We start from the raw sequence: 23,170 nt of genomic DNA, 5'->3' as shown, positions 1-23,170 counted from the left end.
GCTTTGTTACGCTTCAGCGTTTTAAATACAGAATATACGCAGAGAATTGGTTTATGGACCCTCTGCCAAGGAACGCGGACCTATATCCTGTAATCGAGTGGGCCAAAATACAGATTTAACAATAGAATAGAGAATGTCTTTTCATTCTTAATGTCACTAACATCGAAAGGGATCATAAAATATTCTCTTGTGATAATTATTACTATAAATATATCTTCAAAAAAGGTGCGATCAAAGCTCTGACTCTCCTTTTTTGGCTAATTTCTTTATCCACAAAATACGTTTAGCATCTGGTATTAAATGCTTATCTTTGAAGACTTCACTTAACAAAGATACAACCAAGATTTTATAGCTGATGGCCATTAACAAGCAACAAGTGCGTACGGCGCTCACCCATGTGATGCACCCACAGATGGAAAAGGATCTCGTGACCTTAGATATGATCGAGGACCTTGTCGTACAAGACACCTTTATCACCTTCACCATCGACCTCCCCGAAAAAGACACCAAGCTGGAAGCCAAGCTCAAAGAAAAATGCGAGCAGGCTATTCGCAAATTTGTCGATGAGGATGCAGTGCTGGATATCAATACTGCCGTTAATATCTCCAAGTTTCGCGACAATGAAGATAAGGGAGAATTCCCGGGACAAGGACATCGCCAAAAGAAAGAGCAGGAAGATGAGGAAGCAGATGCTCTTTCCGGGGTTAAAAATGTTATTGCCGTTGCTTCCGGAAAAGGCGGTGTTGGAAAATCTACTGTTGCCGTTAACCTGGCTTGTGGCCTTGCTCGTACAGGAGCAAAAGTGGGCCTCTTGGATACCGATATTTACGGACCAAGTATCCCAACAATGATGAATACTCACGAGCGCCCCAATATTACGACAAGCAAAAAGCTTATCCCGATGAAAAAATACGGGGTTCGATTCCTTTCTATGGGCCTGCTGGTCGATCCCGACCAGGCGATGATCTGGCGTGGACCGATGGTCACCAGTGCTGTTAAACAGTTTATGAATGAAGTGGAATGGGGCGAGCTCGACTATCTGGTTCTCGACCTTCCACCCGGAACCGGCGATATTCAGTTAACCCTGGTACAAACAGTGCCGCTCACCGGCTCTGTGATTGTCTCTACCCCTCAAGATGTTGCTTTGGATGATGCCCGGAAAGGCGTTGCTATGTTTAAGAAAGTAAATGTACCCGTACTCGGCATCGTTGAAAACATGGCTTACTTTATCCCTGAAGATATGCCGGACAAGAAATATCATATTTTCGGAAAGCACGGGGCTCGGAATTTGGCCGAACGCATTGGTACCAACTTCCTTGGAGAAATCCCATTAGAACAAAAAGTGCGTGAAAGCGGGGATGAAGGCAAACCTATTGTCTTGGATGAGGACTTGGATTCTGTCTCTGCCAAGAAGTTTGTTGAACTTTCAAACAATGTGATTCAGCAGCTGGCTATCCGAAATAAGGAGCAAGATCCTACGGAGAAAATCGATATTAAGATTAAGCCCTAAATATTGGACTGCCACATAGCTTGCAGTGAAATTTAATACCAATTAAACCCCCGGCGTTTTTGAAGACGCTGGGGGTTTTGTTGTAAAAAAGCTATTACTATTACCGCACAAATGAGATGGTTGCGCGATAAAGTGATAAGCCATAATAGAACACTGGTTCCCGGATCCAACGAACTTGCACAAATACAGTCCTGTGAAAACCAGCCCTACCCGTAAGATCCGCGTTCTATTACCGCTGGCTCAAACCAAGTAGAAAATGCCAAATCGTTAAGGCCGCAAGTTTAGCTGTTTGGCCATCACGATCGTATTCAGGATTTACTTCAGACAGATCAAAAGAAGAAACCTGCTCGTTTCGGCCGGCCAAATATGCCGATGTCAGCCATAAATCGGCCGGCAACCCATTGGTACAAGGCGCACTTACCCCGGGAGCCTGCGACTGATCCACCGCATCCATATCAAAAGTAACCATTAACCGCTCACTTTCATGCTGGTGGAACTGTCCGGATATTGCCGTAATATTTGTCTCGTCACGAAATATATAGTTCCCGCCATGTTCTCTAATAAAATCAAGGTGTGATTGCGCTACCGAGTGAGGTTGTATTCCCGATACAAGATAGGTTTCACCGCATCCGCTTTCATGTTCTAACGCCTGTCGAAAAGGCGATCCGGAGTGGGCCTTCCCCTCTTTCAATGGACGCACATCAGTATGGGCATCCAGGTTAAAAATAGCCGTATTTTTATCGGCCTTGGCATAACCTAAAAAATGGCCAAACGCTGTTTCATGCCCCCCACCTAAAATGATCGGTACCACACCTTGCTCCAAGAAACCGGCCACGGCATTCCCTAAGCGCTGCTGATCTTCTTCCAGACTCCCGGTCACTTCTACATCCCCGACATCTGCTGTTTTATCAAGCAGTTCAACAAACGGTTGATAATATTCTGTACTGGGCGTCATTTTATAAAGCTGTTCACGAATAGCACTAGGGGCCTCCGAAGCACCCGTACGCCCTCCATTACGAGCAACTCCTTCATCGGAGGGAAACCCCAGCAACACTACATCTGCCGACTCAACATTATCTTGATTATCCCGGAACCAGTGACCTAACCGGGGATCATCATTAGCGGTTTCAAGAATAGCTACAGAGGGTGGATTAAAATCAGACACAGCGGAATTGTTTTATCGTTTTTAAATTGCTTGTGATAATAGCCCTAAGCATAACATTATTACAAAGCTGGAGCAAGCCCTTAAGCCTAACGATTAAAAGGCTAGGTGAGTCGCAAACAATACTAATATCAGGTAAGATTATGATAATTCAGTTTTTAGGTAAAAAAAGTTGTCGGCCTTTCTACAGATCTCAGAGTATTGTATGTTAGTGCTTGAGTTGTTGAATCAAAATCTTCACCCACTGGCCATTATGTTAGATTTAAAATCATTCCTGTTATCATTTGCTGCCTGCATATTATTGCTTATAAGTTCATCAACAATTTTTGCTCAAAACAGAACGACTAACAGCCAGCTTAAATTAGGCTCCATCCATTTCCCCACTTCGGCAGACGGCGAAGCACAACAAGAATTTTTGACAGGAGTCCTTGCACTCCACAGCTTTTGGTACCCGGAGGCCCGTGACCATTTTAAAAAAGCTCAAACATTAGATCCCACCTTTGCAATGGCCTACTGGGGTGAACTGATGACGTATGACCACCCAATATGGGAACAACACAATCAGTCTGCCGGTTCACAAGTTTTGAAACGATTAGGTCGTCAAATAGAAAGTGGTAGCATAAGCTGGACGGAGCGCGAAAAAGGGTACTTAGATGCCGTTCGTATTCTCTATAACGACCGCAAAGATATGGATGACCGGCGTACCGAATATGCCCAAGCGATGCAATCCCTTTATGAAAAGTACCCCAGTGATGAAACACTGGCTTTTTCTGCCCTGGCTTCAATGACTACCCCAGACTACAATTACAGCAATCCCGCTCCGGATAAACTTGTTCCTATTGCGGCCAATCTTGAGCAGCTATACAAACGCAATCCGAAGCATCCCGGCGGCATGCACTACCTTATTCATATTTATGATAACAGCACTTTTGCCGAGATGGGAATTCGTCCGGCCAATGATTACTCAGAGGTAGCCTACTCGTCCTCTCATGCTATTCATATGCCCAGCCATATTTTTAAGCAGCTGAAGATGTGGGATAAAGTGATACAATCTAATATAAAGGCTTATGACGCTTCCGTTAATTGGCAGAAAAAGACAGATAGACCGTTAAAAGATCGGGACTATCACTCTTACCGGTGGTTATTTGAAGCATACCTGGAGATCGACAACTTTGAAGAAGCCTGCGATATTATTAAAAACACACAGCAGATTGAACAACAGGCTAAAGAAAATGGAGAAAAATTAGGGAGAATCCCTGAGCTGTTGAAGAATTTTCAAAAACAATACAAGGCAAAGGAAAAAGCTCCTCACTGTATATCAGGATAACAATCAGGAGCTGGGGCGCTCAACAATTTCATTATCCTCATTAATAAACCCTTCATAACGAGCCAGCTGTATAAGGGTCGTTGAGATAAGCTGGTCCAGATTCATTGAAGAAGAACGCAGCCATTTATGGGTTGCTTTATCTTCGGGATATTTTTCAATACACTGCTCCGAATATTTTGTGAATGCCCGCACCTTTTCCAAAATCTCCATCAGTCGTGCCGGGCATTCGCACTCAATCATGTCAGCGTGCTTACTTAGCTCTTCTATGGCTTCCTCACTAATTTGACTGCCATCCTCAACGGTAATCTGCATAACAACTGGTTAAGTTTAAAAATATAATTAATCGTTCATATCATTCATGGGAAGCAACCACCACGTGGTAACTTCCTTTCTTTTACCTTTTATCTTTTTAGGTGGCATCTTCTTAAACTGGAACTCTTTTTTCACCCTCTTATAACTCTGCTCAGAAAGCAAAACATCCACCGAAAAATATTTAGTCAATTGTTCTATCCGGGCAGTTGTATTCACCACATCTCCCAACACAGTAGTCTGTTTGATATGGTTTGTCGATATCTCACCAACTGCAACAGTGCCGGTATGTATGCCAATGCCAGCAGTTACCACTTGCTGCACATCTAAATATCGGGCAGCATTAATATTTTGAAGCGCACCACGCATCCTTAATGCAGCTTCACAAGCATCTCCTACATGGTTTGCAGTATCATTTGCAATCCCAAAATGTGCCAAAAAACCATCCCCTGTAAAGCGATCTACCTTTCCACCCTGCTTCTCTACCTCTTCTCCAAGCTCAGCCAATACCGTGTTTGCAAAATGCACTGCTTTTAAGGGATCTTCATCATCAAAAAGATTCGTGAAGTTTCGTATATCACAAAACAAGATCGTTGCTACTCTCTTCTCGGCCTTAAAATCATTAGTCATAAGATATTTTTTGAAAAGAACGTTTATCTCCTTCCAGTACCTTAAATGTACTAAATTTATATCTTTCTAAATCTTTTGCCCCTTCACATAAGATTCCACACAATTTGCTCCTTTGTAATGATACATCCAGAAGTTCGGGTTAGGAGCATCGATAACAGCAAAATCTGCTGACTTACCTACTTCAATAGAACCAACCCTATAATCCCGCTTAATCGCTTTAGCAGCATTGATGGTAGCCCCCTTAAGAACCTCGGCAGGCGTTAACCGTCCCTGGTTACAGGTTAACATCATTGCCAGTGGCAAGTCGTAAGTGGGAGCTGAACCGGGATTAAAATCGGTGGCTACCGCTACATCCACACCGCCATCAACCAGCTTTCGGCAGTTTAAAGGTTCTTCCTGGGTGTAAAGAGTAGCCAGTGGCAAGGTCACGCCTACAACGCCGGCTTCGGCCATATCCTCAATTCCCTGTTCTGAAATCTGCTCCAGGTGATCGGCACTGGCTGCTTCTACCTCGGCCGCAAGTTCCGCTCCTCCGCAAGAAGTGAGCTGATCTGCATGGAGCTTGGGAGTAAGTCCTGCTGCTTTTGCGGCCAATAGAATTTTACGGGACTCCTCAATATCAAATGCCGATTCTTCGGTAAAAATATCGCAGAAGTCTGCCAGCCTCTCCTCAGCCACAGTGGGAATCATCTCGTCAATAATAAGTTCTATATAACTCTCACGGTCATCTTTATATTCAGGCGGAATAGTATGTGCCCCCAAAAAGGTGGAAACAATATGTAGTGGACTCTCTTCTGCCAGCCGCTGGTACACCTGTAATGTCTTCAACTCATGTTTCAGCGACAATCCGTAGCCGCTCTTGCATTCCACCGTTGTAACGCCCTGCTTGGCAATTTCATCAAGAAAACCGGATGCTTTTTTAAACAGCTCCTGTTCTGATGCCTTGCGAGTTGCCTCTACCGTTGACAAGATTCCGCCTCCGGCTTTTGCAATATCGAGGTAGCTTTCTCCGCGTACACGCATCTCAAACTCACCCGGGCGCCATCCCCCAAAAGCTAAATGCGTATGGCAGTCAACCAGTCCCGGGATAACCATTCGGCCACCGGCGTCATGCATCTTTTCGTTCATATACTGATCGGGCAAAGCAGCTTCCTTTCCTACCCATTTAATACTATCCCCTTCCCAGGCGATTGCAGCTTGGGTAATGGGATGGATATCACTCTGCGCTCCCTTATCCTTACATGTTGCCAGGAAACCAATGTTTTTTAATACAGGCATACAACTACTATCAGATTAAACCTTTATAATTGTCATATCAAATTAACTTCTCGTATATATAAGTAGAAATTTGTGGTTTTTTAATGAAAAAAGATATGAAATTAAGTGAATAGCATAGTAAAACTATGCATTGATGACTCAATATTTACCGAAATTCTGTATTATCAAACGAGCATTTTATTGTGTAATAAGAACTATACATTCTCATTAGCCATAAGGTCATTTTAATAGTCCATTTCATTGAACTGAGTCATTATTAAACTATTAGAGTTAAAAACTAATAGCTTATTGAAGTAAATTATTGACAATCTAATAAATTAGATTTTAGTAGAGAGATATACCTTTTTACACTTAAAATTGATAACCAAAAAAGACGTTATGCGCTTAACTTCAACAGTACTGATCATTATATTTTCATTCGTTATAATAAGTTGTGCGGGTACAGGAAATAGTACAAAACCATCAAGTACCGATTCTTATTTCACAGCCGATAAACTTAAGCTTCGGATAAACAGATTACCTCGAATAACTGTACGTGGCAACGAAGCTTATAATACCATCTCCACTACTATCAAAGGAACTACAAAACCACTTTTTGTTCTTGATGATGTTCAAATGGGCAGAAGTCTTTCCCGCATTCTAAATATTGTAGATAAGAACGAATGGGTTAAAATTGATTTCCTCGGTTCATCAAGTGCAACAATACGATATGGAGAAGAAGGCAAAAACGGAGTAATAATTATTAGCAAAAAGAACTAAACTGCAGATTTTTCTTAGCCCCAATTTTTTGTATCCTATTTGCGAAACTAATAATCTGCAAATTAGCTATATCAACTCCACTAACATTTTTTCAACCTCTTTAACCATGCTTCGGTTTTGTATTAAGGATACCGCTTCATTAATATCATCCTTAAAATAATGGTCTTTTTGGGCATGAGGTATTGCATTGCGCACATAATCATGGGCAATCTCAACACCACGACCCGGGCGCAAGGGTTTTCTGAAATCCAACGCCTGCGCAGCGGTAAATAGCTCAATAGCCAGCACCTGTTCTGCATTTTGATAAATATCTAACAACTTTAATGCGCTGATACTCCCCATACTCACGTGGTCTTCTTGTCCCAGGCTAGTGGGGATAGAATCTACAGAAGATGGATGGGATAATACCTTGTTTTCTGATACCAACGATGCTGACGTATATTGCGGAATCATAAAGCCGGAGTTAATACCCGTCTCTTCCATCAACAGTTCAGGAAGTCCGTCGTGCCCCTCTAATAATAGATACGTTCGGCGCTCCGAGATGCTTGCAAACTCAGCTAAAGCGATTTTGGCGTGATCAAGAGCCAATGCCAACGGTTGCCCGTGAAAGTTACCTCCGCTGATAATATCCCCATTTTCAAACACTAAAGGATTATCTGTTACGGAGTTTAACTCGGTCTCAATTTGCTCGCTGCAATATCGTAATCCATCCCGACTGGCTCCATGTACCTGTGGCACGCAGCGCAGGCAATATGGGTCCTGCACTTTCCCACAATTACGATGAGATTCCAGAATCTCACTTTTTACCAGTAGTTCACGGACGTTTCTTGCCACTTCTTGCTGACCTTTGTGAGGCCTAATCTTGTGAATACGCTCATCAAACGGCTTAATACTACCCTGCAGAGCTTCAAGACTCATCGCTGCTATAAGATCTGCCGTCTTCATCAAGCTCATCGATTTCTCTAATACATATGCCCCATACCCACTCATTAACTGCGTACCGTTAATCAATGACAAACCGTCCTTGGCCTGCAGATCGATGGGTTCGAGATCGTGTTCATTTAATACCTTTTCAGCGGGGATGGTATCTGTCCCATCAGCATTCCAAAATACTCCATATCCCAACAAGGGCAGCGACATATGAGCTAACGGGGCTAAATCACCGGATGCGCCCACACTCCCTTTTTCGGGCATAGCGGGAATAAGATCATGTTCTACAAAATAGATAAGCCGACGAAAGGTTTCTTCTGATATTCCTGAATTGCCCAAACCCAATGAATGGATCTTAATTTGCAACATCAGCCTAGAAATATCTTTGGGGATAAGGTCCCCAACCCCTACAGAATGCGAAAGAATCAGGTTCCGCTGCAACTGCTTTAGCTCTTGGTCGCCAACGCGTTTATTGGCCAGTGCTCCGAACCCCGTATTGATGCCATACATAGGCTCATCCCGGTTCAGGGCTTCTTCCACAATTTCTCGGGAGGACCGTACCGCTTCCGGGTTTTGCTTTAAACTTTCAATACTTTCGGATAAATCTGAGTATAGGTTTTGTAGCGTAATCATTTGAATACCTTATTGCTTTTATTTTCCCGAAGATAGGATAAACACAGCAGTTGCCCAACTTGCGATCTCGGCAAACACTTAAGATTTCTTCATATTAATGTTGAACTGTGGACTTGGTAAGTATCTTCTCACAAAAAAAGGGACAGCACAATTTAAGTACTGTCCCTTCTTGTTTTTGCCTTAATTGATTATGCTAAATCTTCTTCAACAATTTTTTAGCTACCAATTCTGATGATGCAGGATTTTGTCCGGTGATAAGATTCCCCTCTGCTACAGCATAGGGAGCCCAGCTTTCAGCCTTACTGTAGTTACCTCCATTATTGGCCAACATATCCTCAACCAAGAATGGAACAACCTCGGTAAGACCAACGGCGTCTTCTTCATCATTGGAAAAGCCGGTTACCTTTTTACCGCTCACCAAGGGTTCTCCATCTGTTCCTTTCACATTCTTCAATGCAGCCGGTGCATGGCAAACAAATGAAACGGGTTTCCCCTGGGCATTAAAGGCTTCAATGAGTGAGATAGATTCTTCATCCTCGGCCAGATCCCAAAGCGGACCATGTCCTCCGGGATAAAATACCGCATCAAAGTCATCTGCGTCTACCTCCGAGATACGCTTTGTGTTGTTAATTTTTTGCTTTGTTTCCTCATCGTTATAAAATCGTTCTGTAGCTTCTGTCTGGGCATCATCGGCTTCACTTTGGGGATCAACAGGAGCAGCCCCACCTTTGGGGGTTGCCAGTGTTATATTTGCCCCCTCATCTAAAAGGGTATAATAGGGACTGGCAAATTCTTCGACCCAAAAACCGGTCTTCTTGCCGGTATCTCCCAATTCATCGTGCGATGTTAGTACAAATAAAATGTCCATAGTAATGTTACTTGTTACTTAAAATTTGATTGTATATTCATTTAAATGCTAGTAGCTCTTTTCCACAATGGTTTTCACCTGGTCAGGACCTAGCTCTTTATGCTCTCCCAACCCGGTCCATCCGCGTTCTTTAAAGCGTTCTGCTATGATCTGGGCAGTCCCTTCGTAATCATCCGTATAATCAGAGAGTTTTGTATCTATATTGAGAGAATGGAAAAAAGATTCGGTCTTCTCAATAGCTTTGGTTGCTTTTGTATCGGTATCCCCCTCGGTGATATTCCAAACGCGCTCGCCATATTGAGCTAGCTTCTCTTTCTTGTGACCAAAGTTCTCTTCGTAATGACGCGGGGCAATGATAGCAAGAGTACGCGCATGGTCTATTCCATACAAGGCCGTAAGTTCGTGTCCCATTGCATGCACGGCCCAGTCAGTGGGTACTCCCTTTTGGATTAACCCATTCAATGCCATCGTACAGCTCCACATAAAATTAGAGGCAGCCTCATAATCAGACGGGTCTTCCATGATCTTTGGCGCTAATTCAATAAGAGTCTGCATAATGCTTTCGGCAAAACGATCCTGCAGATGTCCTCCGGCGGGATATGTCATATATTGCTCGAGCACGTGCGTAAACGCATCCGTGATCCCATTTGCCAATTGACGCTCGGGTATAGTTCTAACAGCAGTGGGATCCAATACCGAAAATTTTGGGAAAAGTCCCGGACCGCCCATAGCTAACTTCTCTTTGGTCTCTTCACGAGACACCACAGCACCGGAATTCATCTCAGATGCCGTCGCGGGTAGTGTTAATACCGTTCCAAAGGGTAAACCTTCTTCCACGCGAATGGGGTCCGATAAGAGCTCCCACGGTTCGTTACCGTCATACAGGGCCGCGGCAGACAGGAACTTGGTTCCGTCAATGACCGATCCGCCACCAACGGCCAATATAAAGTCTATATTTTCATCCTTAATAACGTCCAGTGCTTCCAAAAGTACTTCGTATTCTGGATTCGGGGGGATACCTCCAAATTCAACAACTTCAAAATCGACTAGTGCTTCGGTAACTTGTTCATAAATACCATTGCGCTTGATACTTCCACCGCCGTACGTCATCAGCACTTTGGCATCATCTGGAATTTCTTCGGTTATAGTTTCAATTTTTCCTTCACCAAATAATATTTTTGTCGGATTATAAAAGTCGAAATTTTGCATTCTGTATATGATGTGGTTTAAACTTTAACGATCATTTTTCCTTGATTCTTCCCTTCAAACAGATCCAAAAAGGCTTGAGGAATATTTTCAAATCCTTCAACAATTGTTTCTGAATACTCCAGTTTTCCCTCTGCCAACCATCCTGCCAGCTGTTTTACTGCTTCACCAAACTTATCTTGATGGTCTCCTACAATAAAGCCTTGCATTGATAGCCGCTTTTGGACCAGCATTGGTTCCACCCGGGGACCGGTCGGCATTTCGGTAGCATTATACAGGGCAATAGCGCCACAGTTTATTACCCGGCCAAAGTCATTCATATTTTGATACACTCCATCAGAGATGCGCCCGCCAACATTATCGAAATACACATCTACGCCATCGGGAGATGCTTTAGCAATAGCTTGCCCCATATTTTCTGTCTTTTTGTAGTTGATTCCCTCATCAAAGCCGAACTTTGTTTTTAATAACTCAACTTTTTCATCCGAGCCAGCGATACCTACAACATGACAATTCTTGATCTTCCCAATCTGTCCCACAACACTGCCTACAGCACCTGCGGCACCGGAAACAACTAATGTTTCTCCTTCTTTTAATTCACCTATTTCTGTTAATCCTATATAGGCGGTAATTCCGGTCATTCCCAAAATCCCAAGGTTCGCAGACAACGGGGCTCCATCAGGATCCACTTTCCGTAGTTCTTTTCCATCGGATACTTGGTATTCCTTCCAATCAAGTTCACCCGACACATAATCGCCTTCATTAAATTCTCCATTATTGCTTGAGATTACCTTTGCGACTATAGCCGAACTAATTGGTTTATCCAGCTCAAATGGTTCTACATAGGATTCTGCTTCACTCATTCGACCACGCAAATATGGATCTACCGACACATATTTGGCTTCTAATAGTAGTTCTCCTTCTGAAGGAGTAGGTTTATCGATTTCTTCAAAATCGAAATCCGATACCTCAGGCTTTCCAACGGGTCTGTTTGCTAGTTTTATTACTTTATTCATCTGATACTTTTTTTAAATTCAAATATTTGTTCTGTTATTTTATTGTGATGGCACTCCAGGCCATCTCAAAAGAGTGTTGTTGCATTTCTGACGTGAGGTGAAACTCATCTCGTTTTTTAACTGCTACAAAAAATGACAATGGGTACACCATATAGGCATAAAGCAAATAGGGAGAAACATCTCGTATCACCCCTTTCCCTTGCCCGCGTTCCCATAGATTTAACAAAGGTTGCAGGTGTTCTAACGCCTGTTCACGTACCGACGCTGATACGATCTGAGAATCTTCACACTGCGACAAAAAATTAGCCTGCTTGGGATTAGCCATTTTATATTCAATCATATTAAACCATATAAGCTTAATCCCTTCTTTAACAGGCTTTTCTTCATCGTAACCCTGAAACGCAGCATTGGTAAACTCATTTTTAATATGCAGGTAAAGACTATCTACAAGGTCCTGCTTATTACTGAAGTAATTATAGATAGTCCCCGCCGAAACATCAGCAAGCTTGGCAATTTTAGCCATCGGAGCATTATGAAATCCATGATTGCTTACCAGGTCTAGTGTGGCTGATAGCAAAGCGGTACGCTTATCGGTATTTTTGTCTGTCATTGTAGTAGTTTTTTGTGCTGCTGGACAATACAACAATAATGAATGAACGTTCATTCACTTAATATATAAAAAATATACTAACTATCTATATGTTCCGGATACACCTAATTCATTCTCCTCAGTTTTCTCCAGTCTTTATAACAAGAAAGGAGCTGTAATTTGTATCTTCTACAAAAAGTATTGATTTAACCTTTTACCAATATGTCTGTATCATCTTGCACTTTATGCGGCAATGCCAATGTTCACCTTTTTTATCAAGATCAGTCGGATCACTATGCCAGTGATTATTACCAGTGTCCAAATTGCCGACTAATCTTTGCTTCACCCAAAGACCGCCCCTCAACAGAAGAAGAGTTTGAGCGATATGAAACACACGAAAATGATCCCAATGATGAGGGCTATCGGAATTTCCTTGGACAACTCTTTGAACCACTGAATAAAAAGCTGGAACCGGGAAGCAAGGGACTTGACTTCGGATCAGGTCCGGGACCAACCCTCAACCTCATGTTTGAAGAACAGGGACATGATATGAATATTTACGATCCTTTTTATGCGGATGATGAGACTTTCTTTGACGAAAAGTACGATTTTATAACCGCTACTGAGGTTGTGGAGCATCTGTTTCATCCCCGAAAGGAGTTCGACAGACTATGGGATTGCCTAAAACCTGGCGGCTACTTGGGCATTATGACTAAAATTGCTGAGGATGATAAAACATTTTTTGCCAACTGGCACTATCGACTGGATGAAACCCACGTTACCTTTTATACTAAACAGACTTTTGAATGGCTGGCAAACAAATGGAATGCCTCGATCAATTTTCCCGCTAAACGCGTAGTTATTTTTAAAAAATCGGAGTAATTTTTATTTACTCACTCTAAAATCACTTTGCATTATCATGTTCGATTTATCTTTTGATCACTATACGTTAAAAGTTGAAAACCTTCAGACAAGTGTCTCCTTTTATAAAAAGGTGCTGGGTCTCCGTGAGATTAAAAACCGCACCCAAAAAGAACATATCCGATGGTTTTCACTGGGCAATGGAAATGAACTGCATATTGTAGAGGGAGAAACAGGAAGGGCTACAGCTCAATATCGGAGTTCACCTTGCACTTAAGCTGGCCGCCGTTGATGATTTTATCGATCACCTAAAATCACACAATATTACTCCTCATAATTCAAAGGGGATCCCCGAAAATATTACAACCAGAGCCGATGGAGTTCGACAGGTCTACTTTCAAGATCCTGACGGCTACTGGCTGGAAGTCAATGAAGCCGCCTCAGCATAACATTAAAGTGCATTGATAAAAAAGTAGTAGCCCATCATCCCGCTGGCTATGAGTTTCAGCACGGTACTTGCCATAAATCCTAAAAAAGAACCTACTGCCGAACGCATAGCTTGATCCGAGGTTTGTCCACCAATAAGTTCTCCTGCAAATGCCCCAACTAAAGGGCCTACAATTAATCCTATGGGTGAGAAGAAGATCCCAATAACCATTCCAATAATGCATCCCCAAATGCCATAAGGCGACCCACCGAATTTCTTTGCGCCGTAGGCGGGAATGACATTATCCAAAACCATCAGGACAAAAACAATAAGACCCCAAATAATGAAAAACTGCAAACTGAACGGATGGGCAGACGTTAACTGCAAAACAAGTAATCCCAAATAACTGATGGGCGGACCGGGGACGACGGGTAACAGGGCTCCTATAAATCCCGCAACAATAAGCAGCCCGGCCAAAAGTATAAGAATGGTTTCCATATTGATAGGTTTAATTGGATGATTTACCTACAGTGCACGTTTAAACCGTAGCTATAGTTTCATCTTTTTTCTGATGCAGACGATACTTCATAATAGAAATTGCCCCAACTACAGGTCCCATTGCCATCACTAAAAACACTGCCGGGCTTTGCCAGCGAGCCCACATCATGTTAACCAGTTGGATGCTAAAAATAGTTATGGCAAAACCGATACTGTTTACAATTGTCAATCCCGTTGCTACATATTCCCGATCTGACGACTGGGCGACAAGCGTTGAAAACTGGGGGGAATCCGAAACCACAAAAATACCCCAGGTGAGTAACAGGACTATAAATACCATAAACGAAAGCTCAAACAGAAGAGGGGCCAACAGGCAGCAAATGCCCGAACCGATAAGTGATACCAGAGCTACTTTTTTACTGCTTGTTTTAAGTGCCCAATGTCCGCCAACCGCACAACTTATTCCTCCAATCCCGATAATGATAAATGACCAGAGGGGAACACTCCCATAAATTCCATTATTTAGCTCTACATAAAAACCCAGCATGATTGGCACAAAAGCCCAAAAGGTGTATAGCTCCCACATGTGACCAAAGTACCCAAAAGCTGCAGATCGGAAGTTCTTATTTTTAAATAGCTGGAACACCACTGCCGGCCTAAACTCTCCCTTCTTTCCTTGGTGCGGACCATCCGGTACGGCAGCATAAAGCAATATGCCCCCAAAACCAGAAAAGGCTGAGGTTGCAAACAGGATAGTTCTCCACGGAAGATCAGATGTCATAAATTTTATTAAGTGTGGAAATCCCGTTCCCAACACTAAGGCACCTACTAAATATCCCAATGCTTTTCCCAAGCCTTCTTTGTGCCAGTCAGAGGCTATTTTCATGCCCACCGGGTAAATACCCGCCAAGAAAAAACCCGTTCCGAACCGGCTTAATATCAACAACAAAAAAGTATCAGAATAAACAGTAACTGCATTACAGGCGGCACCTAAAAGCGCACACCCCAAGAACACTTTGCTTGGTGAAATGCGATCAGCCACGCTTAGGAATGCAAAAAGCAGTGTGCCGCTTATAAAGCCAAACTGCACCGCAGAAGTGATGTAGCCTACAGCCATCTCAGTAAGTTGAAGCTCTTGTACCAAATCCGGTATCACTGCATTACCGGCAAACCAGAGCGAAGTTCCGGCAAACTGGGCCAACACAATAACAGGAAGAATACGTTTGGGAATAGATTTGGACATAAATAAGCGGACCAACTTAACTCAATAATTTGTTTGATTGCTAGTCTAATAACACAAATAGTAGAACGACTTGCCAATATTTCAACTTATCTACCCTATATATAAGATAGTAGGACGGGCATCCCTGCCCGTCAGTTTTTTTAAGAGGGCTTTGCAAAACCTTTGATTTCGTCATTCTGAGCTTGTCGAAGAATCTCCAGTATCCATCTGCTGCCGTTGAAAGGGAGATCCTTCATTACCTTCAGGATGACTGCCTGGTTTTGCAAAGGTCCCTTTAAATATATTATGTTTTTAAAGTCGGACAAGATGTCCGACCTACTGCTTTGCTGACTGCGATAATGAACCTTTTAACCTAAGTATCTACCGGACTTAGTGAATTGTAGCGAGAAGATGTCGATTTGAGTCAGATTGGGAGTCTCTTGAGGCGGATAGTGGACCTGTTTAACGATAAAGAGCTCACAATCTGGCCAACCTTGGATTTTTCGCAGTAGATTCGGCTATGTCTGACAGACTCTTAGTTGTAATAAAAATTTAACTCCCGGTAGTTGCTAGTGCGGCAGCTTTCTCTATTAATAAACATAAAAGTAGGACGGGCATCCCTGCCCGTCAAGACTTTTAAAGTAGAATTTTTACCCAATGTCGGACAGGATGTCTGACCTACGTTATCAAAATTCAGTTTAGCTGCTACGAAAGGTATCCAGATACTCCAGTTTGCAATAGCTATGTGGCCACTGCTCCCATTTTGTAACCAGACCTGCTTTTACCGGATTATTCAAAACATATCGTATGGTTTTCTCAAGCTCATTTTGATCTCTAATCACACGATCATAGCTTTCGGGCTGCCAAAAAGCACCGGTACGGTTAAGCAGCTTATTACACTTCAAGGCAGAATAAGATTTTATGCTTTGCATGATTTTTGTAATGGGATAATCGCTTTTAGAACTATCGTTATCCTTACTCTTAGTAGTATGCTTAAAGACGATATGTACATGGTTACACATAATGCAATAGCAATATAGGTCATACCGCTTACCGTCAAAGAAATGCATCGCATTTCCAACAGCTTCCGCTACTTCACTATTCTCCAACCATGTTGGGCCTACCTGAGCACTATCGAGTAGTTTCTCGTATTTCCGAAATATACCTTGTTCGATCTTATCCCTTTCCTCTTCATCGACCTCATCATGTAATTCTTTCCGGTAGGATTTCAGCCTTTTTATAACCTCAACAGGTAATGAGCCGGCTAGTCGAAAAGTAATAAAGAATTCCGCTTCTTTAGGCTGCCAATGTGGTAATTTTCTCCGATAAAAAGCCATATTAGTAGGACGGACATCCCTGTCCGTCAGTTTTTTTAAAGTAGATTATTTTTATCAAAAGTCGGACAAGATGTCCGACCTACCTTGCTGACTGCGGCAATGAACCTTTTAATCTAGTTGTAACAAAAAATTCTGCTCCCGCCGGTTGCCGGTGTGGCAGTTTTCTCTTGTAATAGCTCATCTCTCTTACATAAGTTGGACGGATTGTTAATCCGTCCTTTATTAACTTGTAAAAAAGCGATATTATTTAATCAAAGTACTCTCCGATGACTCTGCCTCAGGGTCATTTATTAAAATAACTACACATAACTTTATAGCGAATTGGACGGGTTGCCAACCCGTCCGACGTTAATTATAAAATAAATTCGGAACTCTATTCCACCATCGGCAGATCGACACCGCGTTCTTTAGCTGTTTTGACAGCCTCGTCGTATCCTGCATCAGCATGACGCATAACGCCACTTCCGGGATCGTTGGTCAATACCCGTTGCAATCGCTCATCGGCCATCTCGGTACCGTCGGCTACGCAAACCATTCCGGCGTGGATAGAGTAACCAATGCCTACTCCTCCGCCGTGGTGCAGTGATACCCAACTGGCACCACTGGCCGTATTGAGCATCGCATTCAGGAGGGGCCAATCGGCGATCGCATCCGAACCGTCTTTCATAGCCTCTGTCTCGCGGTTGGGTGATGCCACCGATCCAGTATCGAGATGATCGCGGCCAATAACCAATGGCGCATCAACCTTTCCTTTTTTGACCAGCCAGTTGAACTTTGCTCCCATTTCAGCACGTTCGCCATACTCCAGCCAGCAAATACGTGATGGCAGCCCCTGGAATTGTACTTGGTCTTGCGCCTTGTGTATCCAGCGAGCCAGTGATTCTTTTTCCGGGAAAGTTTCCAACACAGCTTTATCCGTAGTATAGATATCTTCGGGATTACCTGAGAGTGCAGCCCAACGGAATGGCCCGGAACCACGGCAAAACAACGGGCGGATAAAGGCCGGTACAAAGCCCGGAAAATTAAACGCCTCTTCCATTCCGCGATGATCGGCCACCTGTCCCCGCAAGTTATTGCCATAGTCAAAGGTTATAGCCCCCTTTTCCTGCATCTTAAGCATCGTATCTACATGGGTAACCATAGAATCCAGTACAGCTTCCTGGTACATCTTCGGGTTTAACTCCCGCTCTTCGGCTGCTTCTTCAATGGACATGCCCGCCGGGATATACCCTACATGCAGGTCGTGCGCCGATGTTTGATCGGTAAGTACATCGGGAATTACTCCTTTTTCTAGCATTGCAGGAAGCACCTCAGCAACATTTCCCAGCAAACCGATAGACAAGGCTTCGCCTTTCTCTTTGGCATCCAATGCTTTTTCAAGGGCTTCATCCAAACTGGTGCACTTGATATCACAATAGCCGGTTTCTACCCGCCGGTCGATACGGTGCTCATCTACCTCAATTCCAATGCAAGCAGCACCATTCATCGTAGCCGCCAAGGGCTGAGCACCACCCATACCGCCAAGGCCGGCCGTTACCAACAGCTGCCCTTTTAACGTACCATTAAATTTCTGTCGCGCACATTCGGCGAAAGTTTCATAGGTCCCCTGTAAAATACCTTGGGTCCCGATATAGATCCATGAGCCTGCCGTCATCTGCCCATACATGGTCAACCCCTTCTTTTCGAGGCTTCGAAACTCATCCCAATTAGCCCAATTAGGCACTAAGTGAGAATTGGCAATAAGAACACGTGGGGCTTCTTCATGCGTCCGAAATACGCCTACCGGCTTTCCGCTCTGTACAAGCATCGTCTCATCATTTTCCAGACGCTTAAGCGTTTCTATAATTTTGTGATAGCACTCCCAATTTCGGGCAGCCTTCCCGCTTCCCCCATATACAATCAACTCATCAGGCTTTTCGGCAACATCAGGGTCCAGGTTATTCATTAGCATGCGCATGGCTGCTTCTTGATGCCAACCCTTGCATTGCATATCGGTTCCGGTGGGTGCTTTTATGTTTTTGACCATTTCGGTGTTTGAACTCATTGGTTTCTCTTAGTTAATGTTTTTCCAAAGGTAACAGAGCCACTGTAATAAGTCTAATTCATTTTTATAACATGAATTTGCGATAGGAATACCCCTTAATCTTTTATAAAGTAGGTGCATTGGAGCACTTTTTTTGAAGTTGCTTCACTATAATGGTTTAATTATCATGTACCGCATAAATATGGAACAATTTTTTTGGGAAACTGCAATTCTAAATAAATACTAGCACTCAATGTCAAACGAACAGGCAGGAACAGCTGACCCTAGCCAAAAGGATGATTTTTTCGGACATCCACGAGGGTTATCTACGTTATTTTTCACTGAATTTTGGGAACGCTTTAGCTATTACGGGATGCGCGCCCTGCTTGTCCTTTTTATGACAGCTGCTATAACGGGTGACAACCCAGGCCTTGGACTTAGCGATGGCCGTGCAACCGCTATATACGGTCTATATACTTTTTTTGTATATGTTTTGGCATTACCAGGTGGCTGGTTGGCTGATAAATTATGGGGGCAAAAGAAAAGTGTATTTGTAGGGGGGTGTATTATTGCTCTAGGCCACTTTACCATGGCAGGCCCTTTGATGGGACTTCCTGATGAGTCATCTTTTTATCTGGGACTTATTTTAATTGTAATTGGAACAGGGCTTTTAAAGCCTAATGTAAGCTCCATGGTAGGAGAGCTTTATCCCGAAGGAGGAGCTCGTCGTGATGCAGGATTCTCCATTTTTTATATGGGGATCAACTTCGGTGCTATTTTGGGACCTACTCTTTGTGGAATTCTTGGAGAAGGTTATAACTGGCACTGGGGATTTTCACTGGCCGGTTTTGGAATGCTTCTAGGACTTATTTCCTATAAAATTGGTGAGAATAATTTAGGAGAAGCAGGAAAACTAAAAGTGAATGATAGTAAAGAGACCCTATCAAAACGAAGCCGAAACTTCTGGATCACAACGGCTGTTTCTACGACAATTATTGTACTGTTTAGCATCTTAATGAATACAGGTGTTATTGGAATTTCTCTACAGCAATTAGCTCAAACACTTGGTACTAGTGTTGCACTTATTGCAGTAGTTTTCTTTGCCTATCTCATAAACGATTCTAAGTGGATAGGAATTGTATTACTAATAGCCGCAGCAGGATTTTATATCGCTTCTTTTAATTGGGGGTACACGATATTCTCATATCAAATTGGTATTGGAGTGACAGTAATAGCTTTTCTGATCTTTAATACAGTTCGAATGTTTATGCCGAGCCTAAATGTCTCTCTGGAAAAGAAGCGATTATTTGTCATTTTTTGGCTCTTTATTCTGGCAGCACTTTTCTGGAGCGGCTTCGAACAGGCCGGCTCTTCTCTAAACCTGTTTGCCGAAAGAGAAACTGATCGCACTTTTGGTCCATTTGGGATAATTAACCAGATTGGAGCATTTTTACCCGCACTTATTCTGGCATTACCACTCGGATATATCAGCTGGCGAATATTCAAACGGAATAATTTATGGTGGGTTGGCAAGGCAGGAGTAGTCGGACTCTCCTTACTCGTTATTGGCTTCACCTATTATGTCTCGTCGCAACTTACCACTGCCTGGGAGATGCCGGCAAGTATGCTCCAAAATATTAACCCCCTCTTTATTGTAATATTAGCTCCTGTTTTTGGTTGGTTTTGGACCTGGTTGGCAAACCGAAACGCCAATCCTTCAATACCTGTAAAGTTCGGACTAGGCCTTCTTGGATTAGCTGCCGGGTTTTTTGTGATTTCTTGGGGTGCCGCTAATGCCACAGGGGCAAACTCAGTTGCTCCATCCTGGCTCATTGTTACTTACTTTCTTCATACTTGTGGGGAACTTTGCCTATCTCCCGTTGGACTTTCTTCAATGACTAAGCTTGCTCCCGAACGTCTTGTCAGTCAAATGATGGGAGTTTGGTTTGTGGCGGCCGCACTTGGCAACTTGTTTGCCGGTCTTATGGCTGGGCAATTAGAAACCTTAGAACCAACCGGTCTATTTTGGAGTGTTGCTCTACTTATAGGCGGTGGCGGTATAGTAGCTCTGCTTGCAGCACCACCCGTCAAAAGATTAATGGGTGACATAGAATAGTCTCACTTCTGAATTATTATTTAAATAATAAGCCCTGTCAGGCTTCTATTCCTGGCAGGGCTTTTTATTTATACCCAGCTAAAAAACTTAATCTACCAGTTCTACCTGCCCATCTGAAAAAATACGGAACTTCTGGTTAATCTTATTGATACAACCAGCCGGGCAATCTCCGGATCCAACGGTTATATCCAATACTAAGTAGTTATCTTTAATTTTAGCCTTTACATCACGTCCACCGGTTAATAATCCATCAGGACCTGCTTTTTTAATTTCTTCCAGACTCATAAAGGCATCCCCAACAGCATACACATTGATCGCGTGATCGGCTTCCATACTTGCAAATGCCCCAGGGCTAGTCGTAGTAAATTCACGATATTCGCTTAGGGTTAAACCGAATTCTTCAATAAGCTGGTCAATCTCCGAAACCCCTGTTTTTGTCTCTCCATTTCGCCAGGCATCTAACCATGAAGCTGATTTATCAGCCCAAAGCAGTACTTCTCTTGGATTCGCCGGAGTCTTTGCTATCAATACATATTCATCCGTTACTTTTTTGGCCTCCGGGATTGTACTTTTTTTAAGGTGAATGAGACCGTTATAGAAAAACGATATTATCTCTTCCGGTATTTTTACTTGGTCCGGGTTTCTGTTATTCACATATCTAACTGCCAACTTCTCAGCTATTTGCTGTATTCTCTGCTTCTCTTGCTTCGAAAGATCAGAATCATTTGCCTCAACCAATTTCTTTCCATTTTGAAGACTTATCTCCGATAATTTTTTCCCACCTCCAGCCACATTACTACAACTTAGAACACCCGAAACAATTAATACTCCCATTAAAAATAGGATGCGCGCAATTCTAGACATAAGCATAACAAATCTGATTTTAATAGGTAATTCATTAACAATTAGATACACTCATCAAACAAGAAATAACTACTATCGGATCCTGATTTAAGGTATTAGAGTCGTTATATTTGAAACTATGAAAAATCAAGCCCTCAAAAATAACGAACAACAGACACTTAGTATTACTGAACGTGAACCTATTGCCGCTATTGCCACTCCTGTAGGAGAAGGGGGTATTGCAGTAATTCGGGTATCCGGTGAAGATGCTATTGCTACCGTCGATAAAGCATTTTCCGGCAAGGACCTATCCCAACAAGACTCTCACACCGTACATTTCGGCAATATTGTTGACAATGAGGGACAAGTCGTTGATGAAGTATTAGCTACACTATTTCGCTCTCCAAAATCGTATACCGGGGAAGAAACCGTTGAAATTTCCTGTCACGGTGGTGTACTGGTAACACAGGCCGTATTAGAAACGGTACTTTCTCTAGGGGTTCGATCTGCAGAACCCGGAGAATTTACCCAACGAGCTTTCCTTAATGGAAAAATGGAATTAAGTCAGGCCGAAGCTGTGGCCGACCTGATTCATGCGAAAAGTAAAAAAGCATTGGATGCCGCCCACCAGCAACTGGAAGGACGTCTTGGTGAACATATCAAAGAGTTCCGCCAGCAAATTATTGATGCCACAGCTATGGTTGAGCTGGAACTCGATTTTGTAGAAGAAGATGTGGAGTTCGCCGATAAAGAGCAGCTCCAGGAGCTGCTAAAAGAGCTGGATGAAGAAATTGATGAACTTTTAGCTACCTATGAAACCGGGCGCCTTGTCAAACATGGCGTACGCACCGTCTTTATTGGATTACCTAACGCTGGTAAATCTACCCTGCTAAATACGCTTGTCGGTAAAGATCGAGCTATTGTTACTGAAATTGCCGGCACAACGCGCGACACCATTGATGTGGACTGGAGCTATGATGGGTTACGGTTCAAGCTCACAGACACTGCGGGATTGCGTGAGACAACAGATGTGGTAGAAGCGGAAGGAGTAAAACGGTCGCAACAAGCATTTGAAAAGGCAGATCTGGCAGTTTATTTAAAAGACCTTTCGAGGGAACTTACTGCAGAAGAGCGCCAGGATATTGCTGAGTTTCAGAAAAATGCGGGCGACACCCCTTTTATTCTGATCGGTACAAAAAAAGATATCGCCAAAGAAATAGAGGATGAGCGTATTAGATACGATCTTAAAATATCTGCAATAGAAGGAGAAGCTATCGATGATCTCAAAAAACTAATGAAGCAACGTGCGCTTGAAAACAAACATTATGATTCATCGAGCCTTCTGGTAACGTCGAGCCGCCACCGCGATGCCCTGGAGAAGGCTCAGCAAGATGTTAAAAGTGCCCTTCAAGCTCTCGACCGCGGTATGACCGGCGACTTCCTATCTATTGACCTGCGTTCCGCCCTTAAACAACTGGGCACTATTACGGGCGAAATTACCACCGAAGATATTTTGGATAGCATCTTTTCTCGCTTCTGTATCGGTAAGTAACAATATCAAAATATAGCACCTCTACTGATGCCAATAGTAAAAGCCCGATCCCTTTACAGAATCAGGCTTTATAA

22 protein-coding genes are annotated in these 23,170 nt (G+C 43.1%); 7 read left to right on the top strand and 15 right to left on the bottom strand.

Annotation, left to right across the window (positions count from 1 at the left end):
* The first annotated feature begins 355 nt into the window (after nt 1-355).
* Nucleotides 356-1,510, top strand: a complete 1,155-nt coding sequence (locus G3569_RS02740; RefSeq protein WP_165265839.1) for an Mrp/NBP35 family ATP-binding protein — start codon at nt 356-358, stop codon at nt 1,508-1,510.
* Between the two features lie 229 nt (nt 1,511-1,739).
* On the opposite strand, the gene G3569_RS02735 is transcribed toward G3569_RS02740, so the two are convergent.
* Nucleotides 1,740-2,675 carry a formimidoylglutamase gene (locus G3569_RS02735; RefSeq protein WP_165265837.1) on the bottom strand — a complete coding sequence of 312 codons (936 nt, stop codon included), beginning with the start codon at nt 2,673-2,675 and terminating at the stop codon, nt 1,740-1,742.
* Nucleotides 2,676-2,925: 250 nt separating this feature from the next.
* Here G3569_RS02735 and G3569_RS02730 point away from each other — a divergent pair, with 250 nt between their 5' ends.
* On the top strand, nt 2,926-3,999 hold the full coding sequence (locus G3569_RS02730; protein WP_165265835.1) for a hypothetical protein: 1,074 nt from the start codon (nt 2,926-2,928) through the stop codon (nt 3,997-3,999).
* Between the two features lie 3 nt (nt 4,000-4,002).
* On the opposite strand, the gene G3569_RS02725 is transcribed toward G3569_RS02730, so the two are convergent.
* From G3569_RS02725 to hutI, 3 genes are all read right to left on the bottom strand, one after another.
* Nucleotides 4,003-4,311 carry a hypothetical protein gene (locus G3569_RS02725; protein WP_165265833.1) on the bottom strand — a complete coding sequence of 103 codons (309 nt, stop codon included), beginning with the start codon at nt 4,309-4,311 and terminating at the stop codon, nt 4,003-4,005.
* 27 nt (nt 4,312-4,338) lie between these two features.
* Nucleotides 4,339-4,938 (bottom strand): adenylate/guanylate cyclase domain-containing protein, encoded by a 600-nt coding sequence (locus G3569_RS02720; RefSeq protein ID WP_165265831.1) that lies wholly within the window; start codon nt 4,936-4,938, stop codon nt 4,339-4,341.
* Nucleotides 4,939-5,004: 66 nt separating this feature from the next.
* Nucleotides 5,005-6,216: an imidazolonepropionase gene (gene hutI / locus G3569_RS02715; RefSeq protein WP_165265829.1), complete on the bottom strand. Its 1,212-nt coding sequence runs from the start codon at nt 6,214-6,216 to the stop codon at nt 5,005-5,007.
* 378 nt (nt 6,217-6,594) lie between these two features.
* On the opposite strand from hutI, the gene G3569_RS02710 reads away from it, so the two are divergent.
* Complete coding sequence (locus G3569_RS02710) at nt 6,595-6,975, top strand: hypothetical protein (protein ID WP_165265827.1); 381 nt, start codon at nt 6,595-6,597, stop codon at nt 6,973-6,975.
* Nucleotides 6,976-7,041: 66 nt separating this feature from the next.
* Here G3569_RS02710 and hutH read toward each other — a convergent pair whose 3' ends face one another.
* The 5 genes from hutH to G3569_RS02685 all read right to left on the bottom strand — a co-directional run bounded on the left by hutH (nt 7,042) and on the right by G3569_RS02685 (nt 12,238).
* On the bottom strand, nt 7,042-8,538 hold the full coding sequence (hutH, locus tag G3569_RS02705) for a histidine ammonia-lyase (RefSeq protein WP_165265825.1): 1,497 nt from the start codon (nt 8,536-8,538) through the stop codon (nt 7,042-7,044).
* 193 nt (nt 8,539-8,731) lie between these two features.
* Nucleotides 8,732-9,406 carry a type 1 glutamine amidotransferase domain-containing protein gene (locus G3569_RS02700; protein ID WP_165265823.1) on the bottom strand — a complete coding sequence of 225 codons (675 nt, stop codon included), beginning with the start codon at nt 9,404-9,406 and terminating at the stop codon, nt 8,732-8,734.
* Nucleotides 9,407-9,454: 48 nt separating this feature from the next.
* Nucleotides 9,455-10,615, bottom strand: a complete 1,161-nt coding sequence (locus G3569_RS02695; protein ID WP_165265821.1) for an iron-containing alcohol dehydrogenase — start codon at nt 10,613-10,615, stop codon at nt 9,455-9,457.
* Between the two features lie 17 nt (nt 10,616-10,632).
* Complete coding sequence (locus G3569_RS02690) at nt 10,633-11,628, bottom strand: NADP-dependent oxidoreductase (protein ID WP_165265819.1); 996 nt, start codon at nt 11,626-11,628, stop codon at nt 10,633-10,635.
* Between the two features lie 34 nt (nt 11,629-11,662).
* Entirely contained in the window at nt 11,663-12,238 is a 576-nt protein-coding gene (locus tag G3569_RS02685) for a TetR/AcrR family transcriptional regulator (protein ID WP_165265817.1), read from the bottom strand.
* Between the two features lie 201 nt (nt 12,239-12,439).
* Here G3569_RS02685 and G3569_RS02680 point away from each other — a divergent pair, with 201 nt between their 5' ends.
* Together G3569_RS02680 and G3569_RS02675 are read left to right on the top strand one after the other, a co-directional pair.
* Complete coding sequence (locus G3569_RS02680; RefSeq protein WP_165265815.1) at nt 12,440-13,099, top strand: class I SAM-dependent methyltransferase; 660 nt, start codon at nt 12,440-12,442, stop codon at nt 13,097-13,099.
* Nucleotides 13,100-13,136: 37 nt separating this feature from the next.
* Complete coding sequence (locus G3569_RS02675; RefSeq protein WP_165265813.1) at nt 13,137-13,355, top strand: VOC family protein; 219 nt, start codon at nt 13,137-13,139, stop codon at nt 13,353-13,355.
* 174 nt (nt 13,356-13,529) lie between these two features.
* Here G3569_RS02675 and G3569_RS02670 read toward each other — a convergent pair whose 3' ends face one another.
* From G3569_RS02670 to hutU, 5 genes are all read right to left on the bottom strand, one after another.
* A complete protein-coding gene (locus G3569_RS02670; protein WP_165265811.1) occupies nt 13,530-14,003 on the bottom strand; it encodes a DUF456 domain-containing protein in 474 nt (157 codons plus the stop codon).
* A 40-nt stretch (nt 14,004-14,043) separates the two neighbouring features.
* Nucleotides 14,044-15,246 carry an MFS transporter gene (locus G3569_RS02665; RefSeq protein WP_165265809.1) on the bottom strand — a complete coding sequence of 401 codons (1,203 nt, stop codon included), beginning with the start codon at nt 15,244-15,246 and terminating at the stop codon, nt 14,044-14,046.
* 140 nt (nt 15,247-15,386) lie between these two features.
* Entirely contained in the window at nt 15,387-15,512 is a 126-nt protein-coding gene (locus G3569_RS18695; RefSeq protein ID WP_276611284.1) for a hypothetical protein, read from the bottom strand.
* A gap of 411 nt (nt 15,513-15,923) precedes the next feature.
* Complete coding sequence (locus G3569_RS02660; protein ID WP_165265807.1) at nt 15,924-16,562, bottom strand: transposase; 639 nt, start codon at nt 16,560-16,562, stop codon at nt 15,924-15,926.
* A gap of 373 nt (nt 16,563-16,935) precedes the next feature.
* Nucleotides 16,936-18,588: a urocanate hydratase gene (gene hutU / locus G3569_RS02655; RefSeq protein ID WP_165266012.1), complete on the bottom strand. Its 1,653-nt coding sequence runs from the start codon at nt 18,586-18,588 to the stop codon at nt 16,936-16,938.
* A 250-nt stretch (nt 18,589-18,838) separates the two neighbouring features.
* Between hutU and G3569_RS02650 the strand changes: the two genes are divergently transcribed.
* On the top strand, nt 18,839-20,701 hold the full coding sequence (locus G3569_RS02650) for a peptide MFS transporter (protein WP_165265806.1): 1,863 nt from the start codon (nt 18,839-18,841) through the stop codon (nt 20,699-20,701).
* Nucleotides 20,702-20,788: 87 nt separating this feature from the next.
* Here the strand turns inward: G3569_RS02650 and G3569_RS02645 are convergent, their stop codons facing one another.
* Nucleotides 20,789-21,571 carry a hypothetical protein gene (locus tag G3569_RS02645; RefSeq protein ID WP_205719996.1) on the bottom strand — a complete coding sequence of 261 codons (783 nt, stop codon included), beginning with the start codon at nt 21,569-21,571 and terminating at the stop codon, nt 20,789-20,791.
* A gap of 112 nt (nt 21,572-21,683) precedes the next feature.
* On the opposite strand from G3569_RS02645, the gene mnmE reads away from it, so the two are divergent.
* A complete protein-coding gene (gene mnmE / locus G3569_RS02640; RefSeq protein WP_165265802.1) occupies nt 21,684-23,096 on the top strand; it encodes a tRNA uridine-5-carboxymethylaminomethyl(34) synthesis GTPase MnmE in 1,413 nt (470 codons plus the stop codon).
* Nucleotides 23,097-23,170 lie beyond the last annotated feature (74 nt).

It is taken from the genome of Fodinibius halophilus, from assembly GCF_011059105.1.
Lineage (GTDB): Bacteria > Bacteroidota > Rhodothermia > Balneolales > Balneolaceae > Fodinibius > Fodinibius halophilus.
Note: the sequence above shows the minus strand (reverse complement) of the source record. Positions and strands in the feature narration are given on the sequence as shown.